The sequence below is a fragment of the Pseudomonas sp. IPO3778 genome, assembly GCF_013386825.1.
Taxonomy (GTDB): domain Bacteria; phylum Pseudomonadota; class Gammaproteobacteria; order Pseudomonadales; family Pseudomonadaceae; genus Aquipseudomonas.
The window spans coordinates 20,815-47,625 of sequence record NZ_JACARC010000056.1 but is presented as its reverse complement, the minus strand read 5'-3'; the positions used below and the strand labels follow the sequence as shown (position 1 = coordinate 47,625).

The following is a 26,811-nucleotide window of genomic DNA, read 5'->3' as shown; positions in this document are numbered from 1 at the left end:
GCGATAGCGGTGGGTCAGGCACCCTCACTGTCGACTGTGCCGACGCCATCGCAGCCTCGCTAAAGCTCGACAGCCCCCACAGGAATGAGCGTTGTTTCATGGACGCAGGCGGTCCCGTCACCAGGGCCGCCGGGGAGCGTCAGCGGTCGGTCAGTTCCACAGACCGATCTTTTCCAGTTCCTGTTTGAAGTTGTCCCGGGTGATCAGCGTGACCTCGTCCATCGCCGTGTATTTCGGCGGTTCCTTGCCGGTGGTGATCCACTCGAACATCATGCTGGCGGTGTTGTAGCCCTCGATGTGCGGGCTGGGCAGCATGGAGCCGAAGAAGCCGCTGTTGGCTTTCTTCAATTCGCCGATGGCGTCGGTGCCGTTGATGCCGATGCCGATGACGTTGGCCGCGGCAAAGCCGGCGCTTTCGGTGGCGCGTACGCCGCCGAGCACGGTGTTGTCGTTCATGCCGCCGATGATCAGGTTTTTCGCGCCGCCAGGCAGTTTCACCAGCGCCGAGTTGGTGGCGTCCATGCTGCCGGGTACGTCGAGGGTCTTGAGGGCGGCGAACAGAATGTGGTCGGCTGGAATACCCGCCGCCTTCAAGGATTTGACCGAACCGTCGGTGCGCTTTTTGCCGGTGTCGAGTTCGTTGTAGGTGTTGATCACCGCGTAGGTGTCTTTCCAGTCCCAGCCGCGCTTTTTCGCTTCCGTGGCCATGGCGCTGCCCTGCTTCTCGCCCACTTCAAAGGCGGCCATGCCCAGGTACGGCACGTCTTCCATGAAGTTGCCCTTGGCATCGACAAACCGGTCATCCACGGCAATCACTTTCAGACCATTGGCTTTGGCCTTGGCCATGATGGCCGGGCCCAGGGACACGTCCGGCGGGCAAATCACGAAGCCCTTGGCGCCGTTGGCGGCCAGGCTGTCGATGGCCGAGAGGGTTTTTTCGCCATCGGGCACGGCGATCTTGATCACTTCAAAGCCCTTGTCCTTGCCGGCTTTTTCGGCGAACGCCCATTCGGTCTGGAACCAGGGCTCTTCCGCTTGCTTGACCAGAAAGCCGATCTTCACCGGCTCAGCCGCCAGCAACAGGCCGCTCAAGCTGACGGCGGACACCGCCACAGCGGCGCAGCACAGGGAACGGATACCACGACGACGATTCATAGGGTGACTCCTTGTTGTTGTTTTTGAGTGCGTTAAACAGCGGTGAAGCCTTCTGGTTATCCTGCAAACCGGTGGCAGACTCTCCCGGGCACATCCACCTCCATCGCCAGTACCGCACCGTCCAGCGGATGATTCAGCGGGCTGGCGGCACTGGTGATGTACAAGGTCTTGAGGTCGGGGCCGGCGAACACGCAACTGGTGGGGCGGCTGACCGGCAACTCGATCACCCGGTCGACTTCGCCCTCCGGGGTCAATCGCAGCAGGCAACTGCCGTCCCAGCGGGCATTCCAGATACAGCCTTCGGCGTCCATGGCCGAGCCGTCCGGCCCGCCACGGGGGTGGGGCCCGAACCACAGGTGGGCCGGTTCAAGCTGGCCGTCGTCGCTGATCCCGTGCCGATACAGCGTGCCGTCCAGGCTGTCGCCGAAATGCACGTGGGTGGCGTCGTCGTTCCACAGCAAGGTGTTGGGAATCCCCAGGCCTTGCAGCAACGGCGTGACCTGCCCGTCAACATCCACCCGGAACAAGCCGCCGGAACGCCGCAGCACCGGCAGGTCTTCACCCTGGGCACCGATGTTGTTCTGCATGGTGCCCAGCCACAGCCGGCCCCGGGCGTCGCAACGGGCTTCGTTGGCCCGGTTGCCCGGGTGCGGGTCGGCGACGCAGAGCAAGGTCAGGCGGGGATCGTTCTGCGCCGAGTCGAGGTCGAGCCGGTACACGCCACTGCTCAGGGTCACCAGGGCATCACCGCTGGCACACGGGATAAACGCCGAGACGGGCTCCGGCAGTTGCCAGGCATGCAGGTGCCCGTCCTTCAGGCGCAATGCCTGTTGGCCAATGATGTCCACCCAATACAGCGCCTGGCCCGGCCCGTCCCAGAACGGGCCTTCTCCCAGTCGCGCTCGGTGCGGGGTGACTGCGGTCCACGACATGAAACCTCCGGTTTTCTTGTTGTTCTCAGGGGGTAAGGGTTACAGCGCCTCGCGAGACGGCTGCCCATCCACCAGACGCTGAATGCGCAAGGGGTTGGCATTCTTCAGCGCGTCGGGGAGCAGGCTATCAGGGTAGTTTTGGAAGCACACGGGCCGCAGGAAACGGTCGATGGCCAGGGTGCCTACGGAGGTGCCACGGGCATCGGACGTTGCCGGATAAGGCCCGCCGTGGACCATGGCATCGCCCACCTCGACCCCGGTGGGGTAGCCGTTGAGCAGGATGCGGCCGACCTTTTGCTCCAGCAGCGGCGTCAGCTCGCTGAACTGAGTGAAGTCCGCCGGCTCGCCAATGATCGTCGCCGTCAGTTGGCCGTGCAGGCCGTGCAACGCGGCGCTGAGCTGTGCCTGGTCGGCGACCGCCACGAACACAGTCGTGGGCCCGAACACTTCTTGCTGCAACACCTCATCGCCGTTGATCAGCAGGCTGGGATCCGCCTTGAACAACTGCGGCTGCGCCTGATGGCCGCCTTGCGCCTGGCCCGCCAGGTGCGTGATGCCAGGGTGGGCGAGCAGCGTGTCCAAGCCTTTGCCATAGCTGTGCAAGGTGCCGGCGTTGAGCATGGTTTGCGCCGGCTGGCCGCCCATCAGTTGGGCGACCTGATGGGTGAAGGCGCGGAACGCCGGCGACGCAATGCCGATCACCAGGCCCGGGTTGGTGCAGAACTGGCCGCAGCCTTGTACCACCGAGGCCACCAGGTCCCGGGCGATTGTGCCCGCCCGTGCTTCCAGGGCCTGGGGCAAGACGATGACCGGGTTGATGCTGGACATCTCGGCGAACACCGGGATCGGTTGCGGGCGCGCGGCGGCCATATCACACAGGGCGCGACCGCCCTTGAGCGAGCCGGTGAACCCCACGGCCTGGATCGCCGGGTGCTTGACCAGCGCCTCACCCACACCACCGCCGAAGATCATGTTGAACACGCCGTCGGGCATGCCGGTGCTGCGGGCCGCCCGCAGGATCCCATCGGCCACCCGTTCGGCGGTGGCCATGTGGCCGCTGTGGGCCTTGAACACCACCGGGCAGCCAGCGGCCAGCGCGGCAGCGGTGTCGCCACCGGCGGTGGAGAAGGCCAAGGGAAAATTGCTCGCCCCAAACACCGCGACCGGCCCGAGACCGATGCGGTATTGGCGCAGGTCCGGGCGTGGCAGGGGCTGACGCTCCGGCAATGCCTGATCGATACGCGCACCGTAGAAATCACCGCGACGCAGCACCTTGGCGAACAGCCGCATCTGCCCGCTGGTACGGCCGCGCTCGCCCTGGATACGCCCGGCGGGCAGCGCCGTTTCGCGGCAGACCAGGGCGACGAAGTCATCGCCCAGGGCATCCAGCTCATCGGCAATCGCCTCCAGGAACGACGCGCGGTGCTGTGCACTCAGGGTTCGATACACCGGGTAAGCCGCCGCGGCAGCGTTGGCCGCGGCATCGACTTCCTGGGGCGTTGCCTGGTAGAAATCAAAGGGCAACGCCTCGCCGGTGGTGGCGTCGACGCTTTGAAGCGTGACGCTGCCCGCCGCGCTGCGTTGCCCTTTGATGTAGTTGTGGCCGCAAATGGGGGTCATGCCTGTCTCCTTTAAAGAGTGCCTACGCCACCGGGGGCGACGACGCCGTCCACCCACGCAATGCCGTTAACCAAGGGCGCGCCGAATTCGGCCTGGCTGATCTCGAACACATCCCCTGGCTGGGTACGAATGCCGTCGACAAACGACAGGGTGGCGGTGCCGAAGAAGTGGATATGCACGTCCCCTGGCCGCAGGAACTGGCTGTATTTGAAATGGTGGTACTCGAGGTTCTCCAGGCTGTGGCACATGTTGGCTTCGCCGCTGAGAAACTCGTTCTGCCACAGCACTTCGCCGTTGCGCACGATACGGCTGGTGCCCGCCAGGTGCTGGGGCAGTTCGCCCAGGCGCAGCTCGGGGCCATAACTGCAACTGCGCAGTTTGGAGTGGGCCAGGTACAGGTAATTCTTGCGTTCCATCACATGGTCGGAGAACTCATTGCCCACCGCATAGCCCAGCCGATAGGGCTTACCGTCGTGGCCAATCACGTACAGCCCGGCGATTTCCGGCTCTTCACCGGCGTCTTCGGCAAAGGCCGGCACCGGGAAAGGTTGGCCCGGGCGCACCACCACGGCGCCGTCGCCCTTGTAGAACCACTCCGGTTGCACACCGAGCTGGCCAGCGCCGGGTTTGCCGCCCTCCACGCCCCATTTGAAGATGCGCATGCTGTCGGTCATCGCGCTCTCGTCACCGGCCTGCTGGTGCATTTTGTCCCGCGCCGACGCGCTGCCCAGATGGGTCAGGCCGGTGCCGCTGACCAGCATGTGCGCCGGGTCCGGGTGATCCAGGGGCGGCAGGATGCGTTGGCCCGCCAGCAATTCGGCATAGTCGTGGCTGGCCCCGAGGCCAAGGCGCTCGACCTGCTGCTGCAAAGTGACACCAGCCTCGATGGCGGCGAGTGCCAGGTCGCGTACCGAGCGTGCGGCGTGCACCTCGCGTACCTGCCCGCCCTCGACCACGCCCACCCGACGCTCGCCGTTGTTCAATTCAAACTGCACTAGACCCATGAGTGTTCTCCTGATTGTCGATTAAGTACGCGTGGCGCCACGGGCGCTGGCGGCGAATTGCTCGGGCGCCAGCACGTGCTTGCGCTCCAGCAGCCGATAGACCACAGCGGTCAGCACCACACCGACCACCATCACGCAGGCCAGGAAGTACAAGCCCGACGCGAGGTTGCCGGTGTACTCCTTGAGTGCGCCGATCACGAACGGGCCGATGTAGCCGCCGAGGTTGCCCACCGAGTTGATCAAGGCGATGCCCGCCGCCGCACTGGCACCGGCAAAGAAACGCCCGGGCAAGGTCCAGAACACCGCCGTGCACGAGAACAGCGCAAACGCCACCAGGCACAGCGCTGCCAGTTGCCACAGCGGCACCGTCAGCCAGGCGCTGAAGAACAGGCCGATGGCGCCCAGCACGTAGAGCACCGCGAGGTGGCCATAACGATCATTCAGGCGGTCGGAACTGCGCGGGACGATCAGCAAACCGATGATCCCGAAGAGGTAGGGCACCGCCGAGACGAAGCCGGTGGTCAGGTCGCTGCCGCCGAACTGTTTGATCAGGGTCGGCAGCCACAGGCCCAGGCCGTAGATACTCAAGGTCACCGGCAGGTAGAACAGCGCCAGCAGCAACACACGTTTGTCCTTCAAGGCATGCAGCGGGTTGCCGTGCCGGGTCTGGCCGTAGGCTTGCAGGTCTTTGTTCAGCTCGGCGGTGAGCCAGTCCTTCTCGGCCGGGTCCATCCAGGTGACCTGGTGCGGCCCGTCCGGCAGGTAACGCAGCACCGGCCAGGTCAGCAGGATCGCCGGGGTACCGATGACGATGAACAACCACTGCCAGCCGTGCAGGCCGAGGATGCCGTCCATGCCGAGCAGGCCGCCCGCCACGGGGCCGGTGATCATCATGGCGATGGGTTGGGACAGGATAAACAGCCCGAGGATCTTGCCGCGGTGGCGCACCGGAAACCACTGGGTGATGTAGTAGAGGACGCCCGGGAAGAACCCGGCCTCCGCCGCGCCCAGCAGAAAGCGCATCACGTAGAAACTGTGGGGCCCCTGGACAAACGCCATGCCAATGGTGATGGCGCCCCAGGTGAGCATGATCCGCGCAAACCAGCGCCGCGCCCCGAAGCGGTCGAGCATCAGGTTGCTGGGGATTTCCAACAGGAAGTAGCCAATAAAGAACAGCCCTGCCCCCAAGCCATACGCCGCATCACCGATGCCGACGTCTGCGCCCATGTGCAATTTGGCGAAGCCCACGGCCGAGCGGTCCACGTAGGCAATCAGGTACAGCACGATCAGGAAGGGAATCAGTTTCAGCGTGATGCGCTGTATCAGCCGCTGTTCCTGGCTCATGTGATCAGTCTCCGATTGTTATTTTTATAGAGCGTCGCGGGTCGCCTCTCGCAGAAAAACGCCAGGGCCAAGCCTCGTTGAATCGGACTATATAGTATTACTATTTAATCAACAATACTTCCAAACCGCCGATTTTACGCCTATGTTGAGCCAGGATTAGATCAATATAGTCTTACAATAAGAGAACAGACCATGTCCGAGAAAAAGCCCGTCCTGCGCTCCGCCAGCTGGTTTGGTACCGCCGACAAAAACGGCTTCATGTACCGCAGCTGGATGAAAAATCAGGGGATTGCCGATCACCAGTTCCATGGCAAACCGATCATCGGGATCTGCAACACCTGGTCAGAACTGACGCCCTGCAACGCGCACTTCCGCCAGATTGCCGAGCATGTGAAGCGCGGGGTGATTGAGGCGGGTGGCTTTCCGGTGGAGTTCCCGGTGTTCTCCAACGGCGAATCGAACCTGCGCCCCACCGCCATGCTCACCCGCAACCTGGCGAGCATGGACGTGGAGGAAGCCATTCGCGGCAACCCCATCGACGGTGTGGTGCTGTTGACCGGCTGCGACAAAACCACCCCGGCATTGCTGATGGGCGCCGCCAGTTGCGACGTGCCGACCATCGTGGTCACCGGCGGGCCGATGCTCAACGGCAAGCACAAGGGCCAGGACATCGGCTCGGGCACGGTGGTGTGGCAACTCAGCGAACAGGTCAAGGCGGGCACTATCACCCTGGACGACTTCCTCGCGGCCGAAGGCGGCATGTCGCGCTCGGCGGGCACCTGCAACACCATGGGCACTGCCTCGACCATGGCCTGCATGGCCGAAGCCCTGGGCACGTCCCTGCCCCACAATGCGGCGATTCCGGCCGTGGACGCGCGCCGTTATGTGCTGGCGCACATGTCCGGCATGCGCGCGGTAGAGATGGTGCGCGAAGACCTCAAACTGTCGAAGATCCTCACCAAGGAGGCCTTCGAAAATGCGATCCGCGTCAACGCGGCCATCGGCGGCTCGACCAACGCGGTGATTCACTTGAAAGCCATCGCCGGGCGCATTGGCGTCGAGCTCGACCTGGACGACTGGACCCGCATGGGCCGTGGCATGCCGACCATCGTCGACCTGCAACCGTCCGGGCGTTTTTTGATGGAAGAGTTCTACTACGCCGGCGGCCTGCCGGCGGTGCTGCGCCGCCTCGGTGAAGCCAACCTGATCCCGCACCCCAACGCCTTGACCGTCAACGGCAAGTCCCTCGGCGATAACACCCGGGACGCGCCGATCTACGGCCAGGACGAAGTGATCCGCACCCTCGATAACCCGATCCGCGCCGACGGCGGTATCTGTGTGCTGCGGGGTAACCTCGCGCCACTGGGGGCGGTGCTCAAGCCTTCGGCGGCCAGCGCCGAACTGATGCAGCATCGCGGGCGCGCGGTGGTGTTCGAGAACTTCGACATGTACAAGGCGCGGATCAACGACCCGGAACTGGACGTGGATGCCAACTCGATCCTGGTGATGAAAAACTGCGGGCCCAAGGGTTACCCGGGCATGGCGGAAGTGGGCAACATGGGCTTGCCGGCCAAGCTGCTGGCCCAGGGTGTGACCGACATGGTGCGTATTTCCGATGCGCGCATGAGTGGCACCGCCTACGGCACCGTGGTGCTGCACGTGGCACCGGAAGCGGCGGCCGGCGGCCCATTGGCCACGGTCAAGGAAGGCGACTGGATCGAACTCGATTGCGCCAACGGCCGCCTGCACCTGGACATCCCGGATGCCGAACTGGCAGCCCGCATGGCCGACCTGAAGCCGCCCCAGCCGTTGATTGTCGGGGGCTACCAGCAGTTGTATATCAACCACGTATTGCAGGCAGACCAGGGCTGCGACTTCGACTTCCTGGTGGGCTGCCGTGGCGCCGAAGTGCCGCGTCATTCCCACTAATTGGGACGGGAGGAATGCTATGATGCCGCCAATTTCGCCAGAGTAGCCTTCCTGTTATGGACCAGCAGCCGACCAAGCCGCGCAAGAGCATGCATGCCCAAATCGTTCAGGACTTGGGCATGCACATCGTTTCCGGGCGCTTCAAGCCGGAAGAACGGTTGCCCATGGAGGCAAGCCTGTGCGAGGAATACAAAGTCAGCCGGTCCGTATTGCGTGAGGCCACTCGGGTGCTGAGCGCCAAGGGCCTGGTGATTTCCAAGCCGAAGGTCGGCGCCGTGGTCCGCCCCCGGGTGCAGTGGCACTTGCTGGACCCGGACGTGCTGTCCTGGCTGATGCAGTCGACGCCCCACAGCGAATTCTTCAATACGCTGGCCGGTGTACGGCGGATTCTGGAGCCGGAAATCGCCGCCATGGCCGCGACCACCGCCACCGACGCCGACATCGCCACCATCGAAAAAGCCTACCGGGGCATGGAAACCGCGAACACCCACGAAGCGCTGTTGCAGGCTGACCTGGACTTCCACCGCGCGATTGCCGATGCCACCCGCAACGACCTGCTTGCCTACATGTGCAACATGCTCTCGTTGCCGTTGCGCGAGTCGATCAACATCACCAACCGCCGCCCGGGCATCCAGGGCCTGAGCCTGCCCCGCCACAAGGCCATCCTCACCGCCATCCAGAACCGCGACGCCCTCGGCGCCCGGCATGCTTCCCTGGTGCAGCTGGATGACACCCGCGTCGCGCTGGATACGGTGATGAATGTGCTGACCCCGCTGTAACGCGGGCCTCCTTCGGCGCTCCACGCCAAGCATTTCCTGCCTTCCCTCACAGACCGTACCGCTCATCCGGGCCACCGGTTTGACGGGCACGTTCGGCCCTGTCTTCACGAAAAGCGGCGCCAAATATCAGCTATCTTGATACTCACCAGGCGCCTGCTGATTTCGTGAAGTCGTCGCCCTAGACTCGCTCTCACCGGGCGCTGATGCACCGGATCCCACACCTATATAAAAGCAAGTGGAGAGACGAATGAGTGGTCAAGTAGCGTTCGAAGACCTTCCCCTGAGCCGCTTCCATATCCGGACGGTTTTCAGCGGCACGGGTGGCCAGTTCAGCGACGGCTTCGTGCTGGGCATTATCGGGATCGCCGTGAGCATGGCGGCCGGGCCGCTGCAATTGACGGCGCTGTGGATGGGGCTGCTGGGCGCCGCGTCCCTGGCCGGGCTGTTTCTCGGCAGCCTGTTTGCCGGGCCTATTGCAGACAAATTTGGCCGACGCACGATCTTCGCCTGGGACATGTTGTTGTTCGCGGTGATTTCCGCTTCGCAGTTCTTTGTCACCTCCCCCGAGCAACTGCTGGCCCTGCGTCTGTTGTTGGGCCTGGTGCTGGGGTTTGACTATGTGGTGAGCAAATCCCTGGTGACGGAGTTCGCGCCCCGCCGATATCGGGGACGTTTGCTCAGCGTGCTGGCAGCGGCCTGGGCGGCGGGTTACGTGGCGGCTTATCTGGCGGGGTTTGCGGTGCGCGATATCGGCCCGGATGCCTGGCGCGTGATGCTCGCCCTCAGTGGCGTGCCCGCGTTGTTGATATTGCCGCTGCGCATGGGGGTGCCGGAGTCGCCCATCTGGCTGATGGCCCGGGGGCGCAGCGAGGAGGCGCTGGCCATTGTGCGCAGCAAGTTCGGGCCAAACGTGTATCTGCCCGCACCGGTCGCCCAGGCCAGTGCGAAAAAACCGCGTGGCAGCTGGGGTGAGCTGTTAAGCCCGCGCTGGCGCAAGAACACCTTGGTGGGCTGTGTGTTCTATACCTGCCAGGTGATTCCATTCTTTGCCTTGGGCACGTTCGCGCCCAAAGTCCTGGAAGCGTTGAACGTGCAGGACAAGTTCGTCGGTGGGCTGGTCTACAACGTGCTGCTGCTGGTCGGCGCCCTGCTCGGCTTGCTGGTGATCGACCGCCTGTCCCGACGCGTATTCCTGGTCGGCACCTTCTACCTGAGCGCCGCGGGCCTGGCGGTACTGGCCTACGCCGGCTTCGGGCCCCTCGGGACCATCCTCGCCTTCGGCTTCTTCGCCTGCGTGATGGCGGCCGCGGTGAACCTGGAGTTTGTCTATCCACCGGAGTTGTTTCCCACTCACCTGCGCGCTTCGGGGATAGGCCTGGCCGTGGCCGCGAGCCGGTTTGGCTCGGCGGTGGCGACCTTCCTGCTGCCCGTGGCGGTGCAGCAGGTGGGGGTTCACGCGGCGCTGGGCGTATGCGTCGGCGTGTTGATCGTGGGCGGCGTGTTCTGCCACTTGTTTGCCCCGGAAACCAGCAAGGAAGACTTGTCGGGCGTCACGCCCGATAGCGACCCGGGCTTGTCGCCGGCGCTGTCCAGCCCCGTGGGGCGTACCCCGAAATAAACCGTTGAAGAGGGATGACGATGTCAGCGAACAGGCTTATCGACATGTATGCGGTCCAGGTATTCATCGCGGTTGCCGAAGAAGGCAGCATGTCGGGGGCCGCTGCGCGCATGGGCATTTCCCAGTCCGGCGTCTCGCAGATGGTGCGCCAGCTGGAAGAGGAGCTGGGGGTGGTGCTCGTGGACCGCACCACCCGCCCGCTCGCCCTCACGTCGTTTGGCATCGCCTTGCGCAACCGGGGTTCCGTGTTGAGCGAGGAACTGTCCCACCTCAAGGCCCAGGTGATCGACGCCGGACGCGGTGTGAACCCGGACCTGCGCATCGGCCTGGTGGACTCCTTTGCCGCGACCTGCGGCTCGGTGTTCACCAAGCAATTACTGGGCAAGGTCGCGCAGTTGTCGATTCGCACGGGGCTCAGCCCGCAACAAGGCGAATCCCTGCTGCGCCGCGACCTCGACCTGATCGTCACCAGCGACCCGCTGATGGACGCCAACGACGTGATTCGCTACCGGCTGTTTTCAGAGAAGTACTTTGTGATCACGCCCAACCAGCTGCGCACCGAGCTCAACACGGTGGAGGACATACGGGCGTTGGCGAATGTGCTGCCGGTGGTGCGTTTCAACCGGATGTCCCAGGTTGGCCTGCAGATCGAACGCCACCTGCGCAGCCTGAATGTACGGGTGCCCAACCGCCTGGAGCTGGATAACGCCGATGCGTTGACCTCGATGGTCGCGGAGGGCATCGGCTGGGCGGTGACCAGCCCGATGTGCTTTTTACAGGCGTCTTCCTGGGTGGACAAAGTGACCGCGCACCTCACCCCGGACCTGCAACTGCAGCGCTCGCTGTACCTGGTGGCGCGACGCGATGAATACAGCGCTTTTTTCGCCGACGCCTGCGAAACGGCGCGCAATGTGATCCTCCACTCGTTCCTGCCCAGGCTCAAGGCCCTGGACAAAGGAGTGGAGGCATTAATTCAAATAGATGAGGGTGATGCTCGTGAGTACTTTTGATGCTGCCGCCGCACGACTGGAAACCGATTACGTCGGTGATGTGCACATTCCAGCCGGCAAGTTGTATGGGGTGAACTCGGTTCGCGGGTTCGACAACCTCAGCGTGTCACCGTTGACCATCGCCCACTACCCGGCGTTTCGCGATGCCTTCGCCCAGTGCAAATGGGCGGCCGCGCTGGCCAACCACACCTGTGGCGTGATCGCCCTGCCCCAGTGCGAAGCCATCGTGCACGCCTGCAGCGAGGTGATCGCCGGCCAGTGCGACGACTCGCTGATCGTCGATCTGCTGGAAGGCTCCGGCGGCACCTCCACCAACATGAACTTCAACGAGGTGATTGCCAACCGCGCCCAGCAGTTGATGGGGCACGCCCCGGGCTCGTACGAGGTGGTGCACCCCAATGACCACGTGAACGCCTCGCAGTCGACCAACGATGTTTACCCGGCCGCGCTGAAGATCGCCACCTACGCGATGCTCGGCCCGCTGATCGATGAAGTGCAACAACTGGCAGCCCGCTTCGACCAGAAAGCCGAACAGTTTGCCGATGTTTTGCACCTGGGCCGCACCTGTTTGCAGGACGCCCAGCCGATGCGCCTGGGCCAGCTGTTTTCCGGGTATGCCGACCTCACCCATCGCCTGGGCGCGCAGCTTTCCAACGTACGAGACACGCTGCGCACCCTGCCCCTGGGCGGCACCGCTATCGGCACCGGGTTTGGCGCACCGGCGGCGTATCGCGCCTCGGTGTACCGGCATTTGGTGCAGATCACGGGCATCGAGTACCAGGCGCCGTCGAATGCCTTCGATGCGATGCAGAACATGGATGTGTTCTCCCGGGTATCCGCCGAACTGCGCACCTGCTCGGCGTCCCTGGCCAAGATCGCCTCCGACCTGACCCTGCTGTCGTCCGGCCCTGTGGGCGGGGTCGGCGAACTGAAGCTGCCCGAAGCCCAGGCCGGCTCGTCGATCATGCCCGGCAAGGTCAACCCGGTACTGCCAATGGCGATGATTCAACTGAGCTTCGCGGTCATCGGCAACGATGTGGCGGTGGCACAGGCCGTACAGGCTGGCCAGCTGGAGATCAACCACTTCGAGCCGTTGGTGGCGTCCCGTGTGTTCGACAGCATTGAGCTGCTGACCCAAGGCATCCAGCGCTTTCGCGAAAAGTGCATCGCCGGGATAACCGCCGATGCGCAGCGCAACCAGCAGCACCTGACCGACTCCATGGCGGTGGCCACCGCGCTGGTGCCGCAACTGGGCTACGCCCGCGTCAGCCAGCTGGCACGCCAGTCAGTGGCGCAAGGTCGCTCGCTGTTGTCGATCCTGGAAGAGTCCGGCTTGATGAGCCAGGCCGAAGCCATGGCCGCGATTGAACGGGCATCACGGCCTGTGTTCGAGGACTGAGATCGCTGGCCTCCCCGCTTAAACCCTTCCTCTGGCCTCAAGTGCGTGCCCCCGCAGTCGATATACCGGGGGTACGCATGGGCTGCACCGCTGCACAACAACACATGCGACGCTCGACGCTACTGTTTTCTCCTTGCCAAAACTATAAATACCCGCGGGTGAAGTCATGAATATCAAGCAGAAGCTGACCTGGGCCTTTGCGGCCATCGCGTGCCTGCCGGTCATCCTGGTGGCGATAATCGTTGTGCTGAATGTGCGCGACGGGGCCTTGGCCAACTTCCTCGACAGCAGCGGTCGCGAGATCCGCCAGATCGACAATGGCATGAAGCAGTTCTTCGACGGCATCAGCCAGAACGTCGAGTATGTGGCCAAGGACCCGCGCGTTGTCGCGGCCAAGGACCTCAAGCACTACACCGGCGCCGACGCCGCGCAAATCCCCCTGACCCCGACGAACAAAGACCTGCTGACGATTTTCGACCAGTTCGCCAAAAGCCACCCGAGCACCGCCTACCTGTCCCTGGGCCTCGCCGACGGCGGATACGCCAGTTGGCCCGACGACACCCAACTGAACAACTACGACCCCCGTGTGCGCCCCTGGTACAAAGCCGCCATCGCCGCGCCGGGCACCACCGTGCGCACCGGCGCCTACTACTGGGCACCGGACGACGTGGTGCTGATCGGCACCGTGCACACCGTCGCCGACACGGCCGGCACGATTCTGGGTGTGGTCGGCCTGGATGTGTCCCTCAAGCAACTCACCGAATTGGTGCGCAACATCAAGCTGGGCGACAGCGGCTACCTGATGCTGGTGGAAGCCAACGGCAACGTGCTGGTGGACCCGAGCGACGCCAAGCACAACTTCAAGCCAATGGCCGAGCTGGGCCCCAACTACGCGGAACTGGCCAAGCGCGACGATGGCGTGACCCAGGTCGAGATTGACGGCGTGCCGTACATGGCCAACGTGGTCAGTTCCCAAGGCCTGGGCTGGCGCTTTATCGGCCTGATCAAGCGTGACGAAGTGATGGCGGGTGCGACGCGCCTGACCTGGCTGATCGTCGCCATCGCGGCGGCATTGGCGGCAATCTTCGCCATTGTGGGGGCCAGCTTCGCCCGCGTGATCGTGCGCCCGATTCGTGGCGTGGCCGACGGCCTGCAGGAAATCGCCGAAGGTGAAGGCGACCTCACCCGCCAACTCAAGGTCCAGGGCAAGGACGAAACCGCCAGCCTGGCGGGTTGGTTCAACCAATTCCTGAGCATGATCGCCCAGTTGGTGCAGCGTATCGGCAACGCCTCCTCCGACCTGCAAACCGCCGCCGCCGACACCCGCGAAGTCGCCCACAACATGAACCAGGCCGCCGGCCGCCAGCGTGAAGCCGTGGAGCTGGTGAGCACCGCGTTCAACGAAATGGTGGCCACCGCCAACGAAGTCGCACGGTCATGCAGCGCGGCGGCCTCGAGCGCCGACGAGGGTTATCGGGATGTGCACGATGGCCAGCAGCACATCGGCGAAGCCACCGGCAGCGTGCTCAAGCTGAGCGAAGACCTGCAAAAGTCGACCCAGACCATGCAGTTGCTCGAACAGGACAGCAAGAACATCAACACCATCCTCGACACCATCCGTTCGATTGCCGAGCAGACCAACCTGCTGGCCCTCAACGCGGCAATCGAAGCCGCGCGGGCCGGTGACCAGGGCCGTGGGTTTGCGGTGGTGGCCGACGAAGTCCGTGCCCTCGCCCGACGCACCGCCGACTCCACCGGCGAGATCGACAGCCTGCTGGGCAACCTAGCCCGCCGCACCCAGGAAGTCACCGTGCAGATGCAGGGCAGCCTGCAGGTCTCCCACACCAGCGTGGAACGCATCCAGCAAGCCCGGGACAGCTTTGACAAGATCCGTGGCTCGGTGGACTCGATTCGCGACCAGAACACCCAGATCGCCACGGCCGCCGAGGAACAGCACCAGGTGGCCGAAGAGATCAACCGGCACATCGCGCAGATTCATGCCGATGCCCAGTTGGTGGAAGGCTTTGCCCATTCCGCACAGACCGGCTCCGGGCGGTTGACGGATATTTCCGGTCAGCTCAAGGGCTTGGTGGGCCGCTTCAAGTTCTAAGCCCGGCAACGAGGCGTGGCCAGGGTTTGCGCGTAAATCCTAGCCACGCAGCCACGCCCAGCGCGTCAGCTCATCCTCCAGGTGACGGGCAAACGCCTGCGGGGTGCCGCTCACTTCATCAATACCGTTCTCCCCCAGCAGGGCCTGGGTCTCGGGCGCCTTCAACGCGCCGGCAATGGCCTGGTTCAGCCGCGCGATCGCGTGGGTTGAGGTGCCAGCCGGGGCAACAAACCCCAGCCAGTTATTCAGCCCATAACCGCTCAAGCCGGCCTCCTCCAGCGTGGGCACCTGGGGCAATGCGGCACATCGCACCGGCGTGGTGACGGCGAGTGCGCGCAAACGCCCCGCACGCACCTGCGGCAGCATGGTGGCCGCGTTATTGAAGCTCAGGTCCAGGCTGCCCTCCTCCAGCGCCACATACAGATCGCGGGTATCCGGGTAAGCCCGGTGCAGCAGCGTGACGCCGGTCAGTTTCTCGAACAGCAACCCGGCCAGATACGGCGCGCTGCCGACGCCCGAGCTGCCGTACGTCAACGTCTGCCGCGCCCCCAACTCAATCAGCGCCTGCACGCTGTGCACCCCCAGGGACAAGCGCGTGCCGAGTACCAGCGGTGAGCGGGTGGCCAGGCAAATCGGTGCGAAGTCCCGCAAAGGGTCATAGCCCAGGTCGGCACGCAGGTTGGGGTTGATGGCGTGGGTGCCGAAGGTCGCGACGAGGAGTGTATTGCCGTCTGCGGGGCTGGCGATCAAGGCACGGGCGGCGATGGCGCCGAGTTCACCGGGCATCAGCTCGATGCGGATTTCACGGCCCAGCGCAGCAGTCAGCGCGGGCGCCATGCTGCGCAACAAATCGTCGGACGCACTGCGTGGGGAAAAGCCGATAAGGATGCGCAACGGGGCGGATTCGCACTGCATGGGGGCCTCGAAGAAAGTGACGAAGCCCGGATTTGACCCTGTGCGCAGGCCGATTACCAGCCATTTGTCAGCTGGCCCGCCGGGCAATGAACATCACTCTATTGCGATTCTCGTATTATGGTATACCATCATACGCAAATCACCCGCACCCGATGGAGCCGTTCATGAGTTTCGAAATCCGCAAAATCGTCAGCTATGTAGAAGAAACCTTTATCGAAGGCGGCAAAGCCTCGGACACGCCGGTCAAAATGGTTGGCCTCGCCGTTGTGCTGAAAAACCCGTGGCTGGGCCGCGGTTTCGTCGACGACCTGAAACCGGAAATCCGCGCCAATTGCTCCGACCTGGGCGCATTGATGGTGGAGCGCCTGGTGGGCATTATCGGCGGCGCCGACAAGATCGAAGCCTACGGCAAGGCCGCCGTGGTGGGTGCCGACGGCGAGATCGAACACGCCTCGGCAATCATCCACACCCTGCGCTTCGGCAACCACTACCGTGAAGCGGTCAAGGCCAAGAGCTACCTGAGCTTTACCAACAAGCGCGGCGGCCCGGGCACTTCGATTCAGATTCCGATGATGCACAAGGATGACGAAGGCCTGCGCTCCCACTACATCACCCTGGAAATGAAGATTGAAGACGCGCCCCGCGCCGATGAAATCGTGGTGGTCTTGGGCTGCGCCGACGGTGGTCGCCTGCACCCGCGCATCGGCAATCGCTACATCGACCTGGAAGAGCTGGCGGCTGAAAAAGCCCAGTAAGCAAGACCGTCACTCAAACAAAAAGGCATGCAGGAGCGCTCCATGATTCGGCTCACCGCTGAACGTACCCCGGCTGGCACCAGTTACCTGGCGACCGGCCAAGGCCAGCCTGTGGTTTTGATCCACGGCGTGGGCCTGAATAAAGAAATGTGGGGCGGCCAGGTGGTCGGCCTCGCCACCGGGTATCGCGTCATTGCCTATGACATGCTCGGCCATGGCGCCAGCCCGCGTCCGCAGAGCGGTACGCCGCTGCTGGGCTACGCCGACCAGCTGCTGGAACTGCTCGATCACCTGCAATTGCCCCAGGCGACGGTGATCGGTTTTTCCATGGGCGGCCTGGTGGCCCGCGCCTTTGCCCTGCACTACCCGGAACGCCTGCAAAGCCTGGTGGTGCTCAACAGTGTGTTCAACCGCAGCCCCGAGCAGCGCGCCGGGGTGATCGCACGCACCGCCCAGGCCGCCGAACACGGGCCCGACGCGAATGCCGAAGCCGCCCTGTCGCGCTGGTTCAGCCGTGAATACCAGGCTGCCAACCCGGCGCAGATTGCCGCCTTGCGCCAGACCCTGGCGGGCAATGACCCCCAGGGCTACCTGACCACCTATGAACTGTTCGCCACCCAGGACATGTACCGCGCCGACGACCTGGGCAGCATCCAGGCGCCGACGCTGGTCGCCACCGGTGAACTGGACCCCGGCTCCACACCGCAGATGGCCCGGCAACTGGCCGAGCGCATTCCCGGTGCGACCGTGGCCGTTTTGCCGGAGCAACGGCATATGATGCCAGTCGAATCGCCGCGCCTGGTCAACCAGCTGTTGCTGGACTTCCTTGAAGCGGCACACTCCCAACAACACCCGATAAAGGGGATCGTGGCATGACACTTGAACGCTTCCAGATGTGCATCGGCGGCGAATGGGTTGACGCCCTGTCCGGCAAGACCTTCGACAGCCTGAACCCGGCGCTGGCCGAACCCTGGGCGCAGTTGCCCGACGCAGACGAAGCCGACGTGGAGCGCGCCGTGAACGCCGCGCAAAGCGCCTTCGAAAGCCCGGCCTGGCGCGGCCTGACCGCCACTGCGCGGGGCAAGCTGTTGCGCCGCCTCGGTGACCTGATTGCCGAAAACAAGGAACAACTGGCCCAGCTCGAAAGCCGCGACAACGGCAAGCTGATCCGCGAAACCCGTGGCCAGGTCAGCTACCTGCCGGAGTTTTTCCACTACACCGCCGGCCTGGCCGACAAGCTCGAAGGCGGCACCCTGCCGCTGGACAAGCCCGACCTGTTTGCCTACACCGTGCACGAAGCCATGGGTGTGGTCGCGGCGATCATTCCGTGGAACAGTCCGCTGTACCTGACCGCAATCAAGCTCGCACCCGCCCTCGCGGCCGGCAACACCATTGTGATCAAGCCGTCGGAACACGCCTCGGCGACCATCCTTGAACTGGCGCGCCTGGCCCTGCAAGCCGGGATCCCGCCGGGCGTGGTCAACGTGGTCACGGGTTATGGCCCCAGCACCGGCGCCGCCCTGACCCGCCACCCGCTGGTGCGCAAGATCGCCTTTACCGGCGGCGCCGCCACCGCACGCCATGTGGTGCGCAGCAGCGCCGAGAACTTCGCCAAGCTGTCCCTGGAGCTGGGGGGCAAATCACCGAATATCATCTTTGCCGACGCCGACCTCGACAGCGCCATCAACGGCGCCATTGCCGGCATCTATGCCGCGTCCGGGCAGAGCTGCGTCTCCGGCTCGCGCTTGCTGGTGCAGGCTGAAATCTACGACGAGTTCGTCGACCGTCTGGTGGAGCGCGCCCAACGCATCCGCATCGGCAACCCTCAAGACGACGCCAGCGAAATGGGCCCCATGGCCACCGCGCAGCAACTGGCCGTGGTCGAAGGCCTGGTGGCCGATGCCATCGCCGAAGGCGCGCGCCTGCGCACCGGCGGCAAGCGCCCGCAGAACCTCGGCGAAGGCTGGTTCTACGAGCCGACCCTGTTCGAGTGCGACCGCAATTCGATGAAGATCATGCAGGAAGAAGTGTTTGGCCCGGTGGCGTCGGTCATTCGCTTCAAGGACGAAGCCGAAGCCCTGGCCATCGCCAACGACTCGCAGTTCGGCCTCGCGGCCGGCATCTGGACCCGCGACCTGGGCCGCGCCCACCGGCTGGCACGGGACGTGCGCTCGGGGATCATCTGGGTCAACACCTACCGCGCGGTATCGGCCATGGCGCCCATCGGCGGCTTCAAGAACAGTGGCTATGGACGCGAAAGCGGCATCGATTCGGTGCTGGCCTACACCGAGCTGAAGACGGTGTGGATCAACCTTTCCCAGGCCCCGATGCCTGATCCTTTCGTGATGCGCTAAGAGACCCCAACCATGATCGAACCCGGCATTTATAAAGACGTCATGAGCTCGTTTCCCTCGGGCGTCACGGTGGTGACCACCCTCGACCCCGAAGGCGGCATCGTCGGCATCACCGCCAGTGCGTTCAGCGCGCTGTCGATTGACCCGGCACTGGTACTGTTCTGCCCCAACTATGGATCGGACACCTACCCGATCCTGCGTGACAGCAAGCGTTTTGCGATTCACTTGCTGTCTGCCGACCAGACCGCGGAAGCCTATGCGTTTGCCAGCAAAGGCAAGGAAAAGGCCAAGGGCATCGAGTGGCACCTCAGCGAATTGGGCAACCCGCTGCTGGCCAAGGCCACCGCGATCATTGAGTGCGAGTTGTGGCGCGAGTATGACGGCGGTGACCACGCAATCATTGTGGGCGCGGTGAAGAACCTGATCCTGCCCGAGCATCCGGTGACGCCGATGATCTACCACAAAGGCAAACTGGGCCCGTTGCCCACCCTGGCCTGAGGTGTTCTGGAGGCCGTGAGGGTTTGTCGCTTAAAGAACGCAGCATGATAAACTTGCCGAAGATTTTGGCCCTCAATCAGCCCTGGCCGGCCCCTGAAGCCTGTGCCCAAGCCGATGCCGAGGCCTCCAGTTAACCGCCCCATTCAGAGCAGACCCCATGAAACGCCTGCCACTCGACGACAGCTTCAAGGTCAATCACAACCCGGTTACCCTGCGCGAAATCGTGCTGGAGAAACTGCGCAGCGCCATCATGAACTTCCAGCTGTTGCCGGGCGACCGCCTGGTGGAGCGCGATTTGTGCGACCGCCTCGGTGTCAGCCGCACCTCGGTGCGCGAAGCCTTGCGTCACCTGGAATCGGAAGGCCTGGTGGAGTTTGCCGATGCCAAGGGCCCGCAGGTGGCGATCATTACCCTGGCCGATGCCGTCGACATCTATGAACTGCGTTGCGTGCTCGAAGGCTTGATCGTGCAGTTGTTCACCCTGCGGGCCAAGGCCAAGGACATCAAGGCGCTGGAGAAAGCCCTCGAGGAAAACCGCAAGGCCCTCAAGGACGGTGAGCTGCAACAGGTCATCGACTCGGTCCAGGGGTTCTACGACGTACTGCTGGTAGGCTCCGGCAACCATGTCGCCGCCACCCAGTTGCGCCAGTTGCAGGCGCGTATCAGCTACTTGCGGGCGACGTCGGTGTCTCAGGAGAACCGTCGCGGCACCAGCAACCAGGAAATGGAACGCATGGTCCAGGCGATCAAGAGCGGCGACCCGCTCGCGGCCCACCAGGCGTGCGTCGACCATGTGCGCGCGGCGGCTGCCGTGGCGCTGGATTATCTCAAGCGCAAGCAGGAAGAGACCGGCAAGATCCCCGAGATCACCCTGCCCATCGCGCTCAAAGAACCTCGCATAGGTCACTGACCGTGTTCACCCCCGGCTTTTGCCCGAAATGCGGCGGCAGTGATTTAGGTCACCAGTTGCCGCCGGGCGATACCCATGAGCGGCTGATGTGCCGGGGTTGCGGCTATATCCACTACGTCAATCCGAAGATTATCGCTGGCTGCATCATTGAGCAGGAGGGCAAGTACCTGCTGTGCCAGCGGGCAATCCCGCCACGCCCGGGCACCTGGACGTTGCCGGCAGGTTTTATGGAAGGTGGCGAAACCACGGAGCAGGCGGCACTGCGGGAAGTCTGGGAAGAAAGCGGCGTGCGAGCGGAGATTGTGTCGCCCTATTCGATCTTCAGCGTGCCGAAGATCAGCGAGGTGTACATCATCTTTCGCGCCATCGCGCTGGAGATTACCGGCCAGTTCGGGCCGGAGACCCTCGACTACAAGTTCTTTGCCCCTGAGGACATTCCCTGGGACAGCATCTACTACCCGGCGATCCGGCAGATTCTCGAACGCTATATCGAGGAACGCCAGGCCGGGGTCTACGGCATCTACATCGGTAACGACGACAGCGGCAGGATTCACTTTATCCGCTGATCTTCAGACCGGACTCGGTTCAACCTGTGGGAGCGGGCTTGCTCGCGAAAGCGGTGGGTCAGTCGCCAGAGGTATTGGCTGCCCCCCTGCTTTCGCGAGCAAGCCTGCTCCCACACTTGAATCGGCTTCCCCCTGATAAACCTAGGGTGCCAAGCCCTCAACAATGATGATTTGCGCCTCGGCCACGCCCTCTCGGTGTGCCCTCGCCTGCTGATATTCCTCAGACTCGTAGCACGCCACCGCCTGGTCGTAGCTGTCGAACTCGATCACGACATTGCGCTGCGTCGCCGGCCCGCCTTCCATCGCGGCGCTGCGCCCGCCCCTGGCCAGAAACCGCCCGCCGAACTTCGCAAACGCCGCCGGCGCGCGCTGGGTGTACTGCGTGTATTGCTCAGCATCCGCCACATTCACATGGGCAATCCAGTACGCCTTCATCGTGACATCCTCTTGTTTAAGTTTTGTGGTATACCATAATACATACAACCAACAACCTGAGCACGCTACATGACCTTCAACAGCATCGCAGACATCATCGAAGACTACCGCCAGGGCAAGATGGTGCTCTTGGTGGACGACGAAGATCGGGAAAACGAAGGCGATCTGTTGCTGCCTGCCGACTGCTGCACCGCCGAGGCTATCAGCTTTATGGCCCGGGAAGCTCGGGGCCTGATCTGTCTGACGCTCACGGATGAGCATTGCCAGCGCCTCGGCCTGGAACAGATGGTGCCCAGCAACGGCAGTGTGTTCAGTACCGCGTTTACCGTGTCCATTGAAGCGGCTGTTGGCGTGACCACCGGTATTTCCGCTGCCGACCGTGCGTGCACGGTGGCGGCTGCGGTCGACATGAATGCCGGCCCTGCCGATATAGTGCAACCAGGCCATATCTTCCCGCTGCGCGCCAGGGACGGTGGTGTGCTGACCCGCGCCGGCCACACCGAGGCCGGTTGCGACCTGGCCCGCCTGGCCGGGCATACGCCGGCGTCGGTGATCGTCGAAGTGATGAACGACGACGGCACCATGGCCCGCCGCCCCGACCTGAAAGTGTTCGCCCGTCAACACGGGATCAAGATCGGCACCATCGCCGACCTGATTCACTACCGTTTGAGCACCGAACGCACGGTGGTGCGCATTGGCGAACGGGACTTGCCGACGGTGCATGGCACGTTCCGCCTGATCACTTTCGAAGACCGCATCGACGGCGGTGTGCACATGGCGATGGTGATGGGCCAGTTGCGTCGTGACGAACCGGCCTTGGTGCGGGTGCATGTGATCGACCCGCTGCGCGACCTGGTGGGCGCCGAATACAGCGGCCCGTCCAACTGGACGCTGTGGGCCGCCCTGCAGCGTGTGGCCGCCGAGGGCAGCGGCGTGGTGGTGGTGCTGGCCAATCATGAGTCGTCCCAGGCGCTGCTGGAGCGGGTGCCGCAACTGACCCAGGCGCCCCGGCAGTTCAGCCGCTCCCAATCACGCATCTATTCTGAAGTCGGCACCGGGGCGCAGATTTTGCAGGACCTGGGTGTCGGCCAGTTGCGCCACCTCGGCCCGCCCCTGAAATACGCCGGTTTGACCGGCTATGACCTGGAGGTGGTCGAGAGCATTCCCTTCACCGAATGACGGATAACGGGTAAGGCAAAATGCTTGCACAAAGTTTGGAATACCATAATATGACATCCCATAGACCGAACGTTTTTGCCAAGTGCACCCGCCAGGGAAAGCACCCATAACAGCCCTTGGCACGGTCGCCTTTTGGGGCCCGATTAACGGCCCCGTTGGACCTACTGCTCCCGATAGGCGGGCATTACCCAGCCCGCTCAATAACAAAACAAATGAGGGCGTGAAAATGGTGTTGAACAAACGTGCAACCGCGGTGCTGTTCGCGGGTTTATTGGCCACGGCCAGTCATGCGGCCCTGGCGGCCGAAAGCGTCAATTTCGTGAGCTGGGGCGGTAGCACCCAGGACGCGCAGAAGCAGGCCTGGGCCGACCCGTTCAGCAAGGCCAGCGGCATCACCGTGGTCCAGGATGGCCCCACCGACTACGGCAAACTCAAGGCCATGGTCGAAAGCGGCAACGTGCAGTGGGACGTGGTGGACGTGGAAGCCGACTTCGCCTTGCGCGCCGCTGCCGAAGGCTTGCTCGAACCCCTCGATTTTTCGGTGATCCAGCGCGACAAGATCGACCCGCGCTTCGTGTCTGACCACGGGGTGGGTTCGTTCTTCTTCTCCTTCGTGCTCGGTTACAACGAAAGCAAGCTCGGCGCCGGCAAACCCCAGGACTGGACCGCCCTGTTCGACACCAAGACCTACCCCGGCAAACGCGCGCTGTACAAATGGCCAAGCCCTGGTGTGCTTGAACTGGCCCTGCTGGCCGACGGGGTACCCGCCGACAAGCTCTACCCCCTGGACCTGGACCGCGCCTTCAAGAAACTCGACACCATCAAGAAAGACATCGTCTGGTGGGGCGGCGGCGCGCAGTCGCAACAGCTGCTGGCCTCCGGCGAAGTCAGCATGGGCCAGTTCTGGAACGGGCGCATTCACGCACTGCAGGAAGACGGCGCCCCGGTGGGCGTAAGCTGGAAGCAGAACCTGGTGATGGCCGACATCCTGGTGGTCCCTAAAGGCTCGAAAAACAAGGCGGCGGCCATGAAATTCCTGGCCAGCGCCAGCAGTGCCAAAGGCCAGGCAGATTTCTCCAACCTGACCGCCTATGCACCGGTGAACATCGACAGCGTGCAGCGCCTGGATTCGGTACTGGCGCCCAACCTGCCGACGGCGTATGCCAAGGACCAGATCACCCTCGATTTCGCCTACTGGGCCAAGAACGGCCCGGCCATTGCGACACGGTGGAATGAATGGCTAGTCAAATGAAAATGACCGCAACCACGCCCACCGGGAGCGCCCTGGGCGCTGCCGGCCAGGCGGGCGGTAAAGCCGTAACGCCGTCCCTGGCGCAGCGCTGGCGCGGTGCAAGCAACCTGGTCCCGGCCCTGCTGTTCCTCGGGCTGTTCTTTCTGGCGCCGCTGATCGGCCTGCTGCTGCGCGGCGTGCTGGAGCCGGTGCCGGGCCTGGGCAACTATGAACAGCTGTTCGCCAACTCGGCCTATGCCCGGGTGCTGCTCAACACCTTTTCGGTGGCAGGCCTGGTGACCCTGTTCAGCCTGCTGCTGGGCTTTCCGCTGGCGTGGGCCATCACCCTGGTGCCTCGTGGCTGGGGGCGCTGGATCCTGAACATCGTGCTGCTGTCGATGTGGACCAGCCTGCTGGCCCGCACCTATTCCTGGCTCGTGCTGTTGCAGGCCTCGGGCGTGATCAACAAGGCGCTGATGGCGATGGGCATCATCGATCAACCCCTGGAGATGGTGCACAACCTGACCGGCGTGGTGATCGGCATGAGCTACATCATGATCCCGTTTATCGTGCTGCCGTTGCAGGCGACCATGCAGGCCATCGACCCGATGATCCTGCAGGCCGGTTCCATCTGCGGCGCCAGCCCCTGGACCAACTTCTTCCGGGTGTTCCTGCCGCTGTGCCGGCCGGGGCTGTTCTCCGGCGGGTTGATGGTGTTTGTGATGTCTCTCGGTTACTACGTCACCCCGGCGCTGCTCGGCGGGGCGCAGAACATGATGCTGCCTGAGTTCATCATTCAGCAGGTGCAGTCGTTCCTCAATTGGGGCCTGGCCAGTGCCGGCGCCGCGTTGCTGATCTTCATCACGCTGGTGCTGTTCTACTTCTACCTGAAGCTTCAGCCGGAATCCCCGGTTGGCGCCAGCAACGCGAGGTAAGCCGTCATGCTCCTGACTCCCAATGCCATGAGCCGCAGGATGCGCTTGGGCCTGTACACCACCACCGGCGTGATTGGTCTGTTCCTGCTGTTGCCGATCGTGTTCATCGTGCTGCTGTCGTTCGGCTCGTCCCAATGGCTGGTGTTTCCGCCGCCGGGCTGGACGCTGAAATGGTACGGTCAGTTCTTCTCCAACCCCGACTGGATGAACGCTGCCGTGGCCAGCCTCAAGGTCGCGCTGCTGACCACGGTGTTTGCCGTGGCGCTGGGCCTGCCCACCGCCTTCGCCCTGGTGCGCGGGCGCTTCCCCGGCCGCGAACTGCTCTACGGCCTGTTCACCCTGCCGATGATCGTGCCGCTGGTGATCATCGCGGTGGCGGTATACGCACTGTTCCTCAAGCTCGGCTATACCGGGACGATGTTCGCCTTTGTGGTCAGCCACGTCATTGTGGCGCTGCCGTTCACCATCATCTCGATCATCAACTCGCTGAAGCTGTTCGATCAGTCGATTGAAGACGCCGCGGTGATCTGTGGCGCGTCGCGCTTGCAGGCGGTGTTCAAGGTGACGTTCCCGGCGATTCGCCCAGGCATGGTGGCCGGCGCGCTGTTCGCCTTTCTTGTCTCATGGGACGAAGTGGTACTCAGCGTGATGATGGCCAGCCCGACCCTGCAAACCCTTCCCGTGAAAATGTGGACCACCCTGCGCCAGGACCTGACGCCTGTGATCGCCGTCGCCTCGACGTTGCTGATCGGCCTCTCGGTGCTGGTCATGGTGATTGCCGCCGCCGTTCGCCGGCGCACAGAAACCCGGCTCTGAGCCCAGGAGAAGAACATGAGTGCAGTGATCAAAACGTCCGCGCAAGGCCACGAGCAGCCCTTGGTGAGCCTGCGCAACCTGAACAAGTACTACGGCGACTTTGCCGCCGTGGACAACATCTCGCTGGACATCCAGGACGGCGAATTCCTCACCTTCCTCGGCTCCAGCGGCTCGGGCAAAAGCACCACCCTGTCGATGCTCGCCGGCTTTGAAACGCCGAGCAGCGGCGAGATTCTGGTGGGCAACCAATCTCTGGTGAATGTGCCGCCGCACAAGCGTGACATTGGCATGGTGTTCCAGCGCTACTCGCTGTTCCCGCACTTGTCGGTGCGCGACAACATCGCCTTCCCCCTGGCGATTCGCAAGCTGGTCAGCGCCGAGCGTGAGAAGCGTGTGGACGCCATGCTCAAGCTGGTGCAGCTGGAAGCGTTCGCCCACCGCCGCCCTTCCCAACTCTCCGGCGGCCAGCAGCAACGCGTCGCCATCGCCCGGGCGCTGGTGTATGAACCGCGCATCCTGCTGATGGACGAACCCCTCGGCGCGCTCGACAAGAAGCTGCGTGAAGACCTGCAGGACGAACTGCGCCAGTTGCACCGGCGCCTTGGCATCACCATTGTCTACGTGACCCACGATCAGGAAGAAGCCATGCGCCTGTCCCAGCGCATCGCGATTTTCAGCCACGGTAAAATCGTCGGCCTGGGCAGCGGTTTTGACCTGTACCAGAACCCGCCGAATGCGTTTGTCGCCTCGTTCCTGGGCAACTCGAACTTCCTCAAACTCAAGGCCCAGGGCAATGCCGTCGGTGCTTTCGAAGGGCAGCCCCTGTCGATCCGCCTGACCACCGGGCTGCACATCGACCAGGACGTATTGCTGATGGTGCGCCCGGAAAAAGCCCTGGCGCTGAGCGTCGAACAGGCCGCCGGGCAACCGTTGGCGGCGGGCTGGAATGAAGTGTCGGCGATCGTGGGCGAAGTGCTGTTCCTCGGCGAAAGCCAGACCTGCAGCGTGAAAACCCTGGGCGGCACCTCGATGACGGTCAAGGCGTTGTCTGCGGCGGGCATGCCGCTCAAGGCCGGTGATCCGGTGCGGGTGCGCTGGGCCACGGCGGATGCCTGTGTGTACACCGAGTGGGCGGAAAGCGACCTGAACAAGGCCGCCGGCGCCCATTGAGTCACCCTTGGGGGTTTTGCGGTGAACTGAGCAACACCACAAACCCCCTGTGGGAGCGGGCTTGCTCGCGAAGGCGGTGGATCAGTCAATACTCTGCTAACTGACACACCGCCTTCGCGAGCAAGCCCGCTCCCACAGGTTTAACCG

At 63.6% G+C, this 26,811-nt stretch carries 23 protein-coding genes and 3 pseudogenes; 19 read left to right on the top strand and 7 right to left on the bottom strand.

All coding sequences use genetic code 11. From position 1 onward, the window contains the following. Positions 1 to 150: 150 nt before the first annotated feature. From HX855_RS27195 to HX855_RS27175, 5 genes are read right to left on the bottom strand one after another with little or no spacing between them, the layout of a single operon-like run. Complete coding sequence (locus HX855_RS27195; RefSeq protein ID WP_177090819.1) at positions 151 to 1,155, bottom strand: substrate-binding domain-containing protein; 1,005 nt, start codon at positions 1,153 to 1,155, stop codon at positions 151 to 153. Positions 1,156 to 1,211: 56 nt separating this feature from the next. Beyond that, positions 1,212 to 2,087, bottom strand: a complete 876-nt coding sequence (locus HX855_RS27190) for an SMP-30/gluconolactonase/LRE family protein (RefSeq protein WP_177090821.1) — start codon at positions 2,085 to 2,087, stop codon at positions 1,212 to 1,214. Positions 2,088 to 2,126: 39 nt separating this feature from the next. Beyond that, complete coding sequence (locus tag HX855_RS27185) at positions 2,127 to 3,707, bottom strand: aldehyde dehydrogenase (NADP(+)) (RefSeq protein ID WP_177090823.1); 1,581 nt, start codon at positions 3,705 to 3,707, stop codon at positions 2,127 to 2,129. 11 nt (positions 3,708 to 3,718) lie between these two features. After that, positions 3,719 to 4,711: an AraD1 family protein gene (gene araD1 / locus HX855_RS27180; protein ID WP_177090825.1), complete on the bottom strand. Its 993-nt coding sequence runs from the start codon at positions 4,709 to 4,711 to the stop codon at positions 3,719 to 3,721. A gap of 21 nt (positions 4,712 to 4,732) precedes the next feature. Next, positions 4,733 to 6,055: an MFS transporter gene (locus HX855_RS27175; RefSeq protein WP_177090827.1), complete on the bottom strand. Its 1,323-nt coding sequence runs from the start codon at positions 6,053 to 6,055 to the stop codon at positions 4,733 to 4,735. Positions 6,056 to 6,247: 192 nt separating this feature from the next. Here HX855_RS27175 and HX855_RS27170 point away from each other — a divergent pair, with 192 nt between their 5' ends. The 7 genes and pseudogenes from HX855_RS27170 to HX855_RS33960 form a co-directional block, all read left to right on the top strand. Next, positions 6,248 to 7,984, top strand: a complete 1,737-nt coding sequence (locus HX855_RS27170; protein ID WP_177090829.1) for an IlvD/Edd family dehydratase — start codon at positions 6,248 to 6,250, stop codon at positions 7,982 to 7,984. Positions 7,985 to 8,040: 56 nt separating this feature from the next. Then, a complete protein-coding gene (locus HX855_RS27165) occupies positions 8,041 to 8,763 on the top strand; it encodes a FadR/GntR family transcriptional regulator (protein ID WP_177090831.1) in 723 nt (240 codons plus the stop codon). 247 nt (positions 8,764 to 9,010) lie between these two features. Continuing rightward, on the top strand, positions 9,011 to 10,381 hold the full coding sequence (locus HX855_RS27160; RefSeq protein ID WP_177090833.1) for an MFS transporter: 1,371 nt from the start codon (positions 9,011 to 9,013) through the stop codon (positions 10,379 to 10,381). Positions 10,382 to 10,401: 20 nt separating this feature from the next. Next, positions 10,402 to 11,391 (top strand): LysR family transcriptional regulator, encoded by a 990-nt coding sequence (locus tag HX855_RS27155; RefSeq protein WP_218176063.1) that lies wholly within the window; start codon positions 10,402 to 10,404, stop codon positions 11,389 to 11,391. Next, positions 11,378 to 12,790: an aspartate ammonia-lyase gene (locus HX855_RS27150; RefSeq protein ID WP_177090837.1), complete on the top strand. Its 1,413-nt coding sequence runs from the start codon at positions 11,378 to 11,380 to the stop codon at positions 12,788 to 12,790. Before HX855_RS27155 ends, HX855_RS27150 begins: the two co-directional genes overlap by 14 nt. Positions 12,791 to 12,956: 166 nt before the next feature. Further along, positions 12,957 to 14,036: pseudogene (locus HX855_RS33965) on the top strand (cache domain-containing protein); the annotation flags it as partial. A 327-nt stretch (positions 14,037 to 14,363) separates the two neighbouring features. Then, positions 14,364 to 14,900, top strand: a pseudogene (locus HX855_RS33960) (methyl-accepting chemotaxis protein); the annotation flags it as partial. 39 nt (positions 14,901 to 14,939) lie between these two features. Here HX855_RS33960 and HX855_RS27140 read toward each other — a convergent pair. Beyond that, entirely contained in the window at positions 14,940 to 15,815 is an 876-nt protein-coding gene (locus tag HX855_RS27140) for a tripartite tricarboxylate transporter substrate binding protein (protein ID WP_177090841.1), read from the bottom strand. 164 nt (positions 15,816 to 15,979) lie between these two features. Between HX855_RS27140 and HX855_RS27135 the strand changes: the two genes are divergently transcribed. From HX855_RS27135 to HX855_RS27110, 7 genes and pseudogenes are all read left to right on the top strand, one after another. Next, positions 15,980 to 16,570, top strand: coding sequence for an amino acid synthesis family protein (locus tag HX855_RS27135; RefSeq protein WP_177090843.1), 591 nt, complete (start codon positions 15,980 to 15,982; stop codon positions 16,568 to 16,570). Positions 16,571 to 16,612: 42 nt separating this feature from the next. After that, positions 16,613 to 17,446, top strand: coding sequence for an alpha/beta fold hydrolase (locus tag HX855_RS27130; protein WP_177090845.1), 834 nt, complete (start codon positions 16,613 to 16,615; stop codon positions 17,444 to 17,446). Further along, complete coding sequence (locus HX855_RS27125; RefSeq protein WP_177090847.1) at positions 17,443 to 18,924, top strand: aldehyde dehydrogenase; 1,482 nt, start codon at positions 17,443 to 17,445, stop codon at positions 18,922 to 18,924. Before HX855_RS27130 ends, HX855_RS27125 begins: the two co-directional genes overlap by 4 nt. A 12-nt stretch (positions 18,925 to 18,936) precedes the next feature. Next, on the top strand, positions 18,937 to 19,422 hold the full coding sequence (locus HX855_RS27120) for a flavin reductase family protein (protein WP_177090849.1): 486 nt from the start codon (positions 18,937 to 18,939) through the stop codon (positions 19,420 to 19,422). An 11-nt stretch (positions 19,423 to 19,433) separates the two neighbouring features. Continuing rightward, a pseudogene (locus HX855_RS33955) lies at positions 19,434 to 19,505 on the top strand (4-carboxymuconolactone decarboxylase); the annotation flags it as partial. 74 nt (positions 19,506 to 19,579) lie between these two features. Beyond that, complete coding sequence (locus HX855_RS27115) at positions 19,580 to 20,332, top strand: GntR family transcriptional regulator (RefSeq protein WP_177046610.1); 753 nt, start codon at positions 19,580 to 19,582, stop codon at positions 20,330 to 20,332. 2 nt (positions 20,333 to 20,334) lie between these two features. Beyond that, complete coding sequence (locus tag HX855_RS27110; protein WP_177090851.1) at positions 20,335 to 20,898, top strand: NUDIX hydrolase; 564 nt, start codon at positions 20,335 to 20,337, stop codon at positions 20,896 to 20,898. 141 nt (positions 20,899 to 21,039) lie between these two features. Here the strand turns inward: HX855_RS27110 and HX855_RS27105 are convergent, their stop codons facing one another. Next, positions 21,040 to 21,333, bottom strand: coding sequence for a DUF1330 domain-containing protein (locus tag HX855_RS27105; protein WP_177090853.1), 294 nt, complete (start codon positions 21,331 to 21,333; stop codon positions 21,040 to 21,042). Between the two features lie 69 nt (positions 21,334 to 21,402). Between HX855_RS27105 and ribBA the strand changes: the two genes are divergently transcribed. The 5 genes from ribBA (at position 21,403) to HX855_RS27080 (ending at position 26,664) form a co-directional block, all read left to right on the top strand. Beyond that, positions 21,403 to 22,512, top strand: coding sequence for a bifunctional 3,4-dihydroxy-2-butanone-4-phosphate synthase/GTP cyclohydrolase II (ribBA, locus tag HX855_RS27100; protein ID WP_177090856.1), 1,110 nt, complete (start codon positions 21,403 to 21,405; stop codon positions 22,510 to 22,512). Between the two features lie 226 nt (positions 22,513 to 22,738). Next, a complete protein-coding gene (locus HX855_RS27095; RefSeq protein ID WP_177090858.1) occupies positions 22,739 to 23,764 on the top strand; it encodes an ABC transporter substrate-binding protein in 1,026 nt (341 codons plus the stop codon). Then, a complete protein-coding gene (locus HX855_RS27090; protein WP_375140096.1) occupies positions 23,749 to 24,678 on the top strand; it encodes an ABC transporter permease in 930 nt (309 codons plus the stop codon). The genes HX855_RS27095 and HX855_RS27090 overlap by 16 nt, the downstream gene beginning before the upstream one ends. A 6-nt stretch (positions 24,679 to 24,684) precedes the next feature. Then, on the top strand, positions 24,685 to 25,494 hold the full coding sequence (locus HX855_RS27085; RefSeq protein ID WP_177090862.1) for an ABC transporter permease: 810 nt from the start codon (positions 24,685 to 24,687) through the stop codon (positions 25,492 to 25,494). A 15-nt stretch (positions 25,495 to 25,509) separates the two neighbouring features. Further along, positions 25,510 to 26,664, top strand: a complete 1,155-nt coding sequence (locus HX855_RS27080) for an ABC transporter ATP-binding protein (protein ID WP_177090864.1) — start codon at positions 25,510 to 25,512, stop codon at positions 26,662 to 26,664. Positions 26,665 to 26,811: the final 147 nt, after the last annotated feature.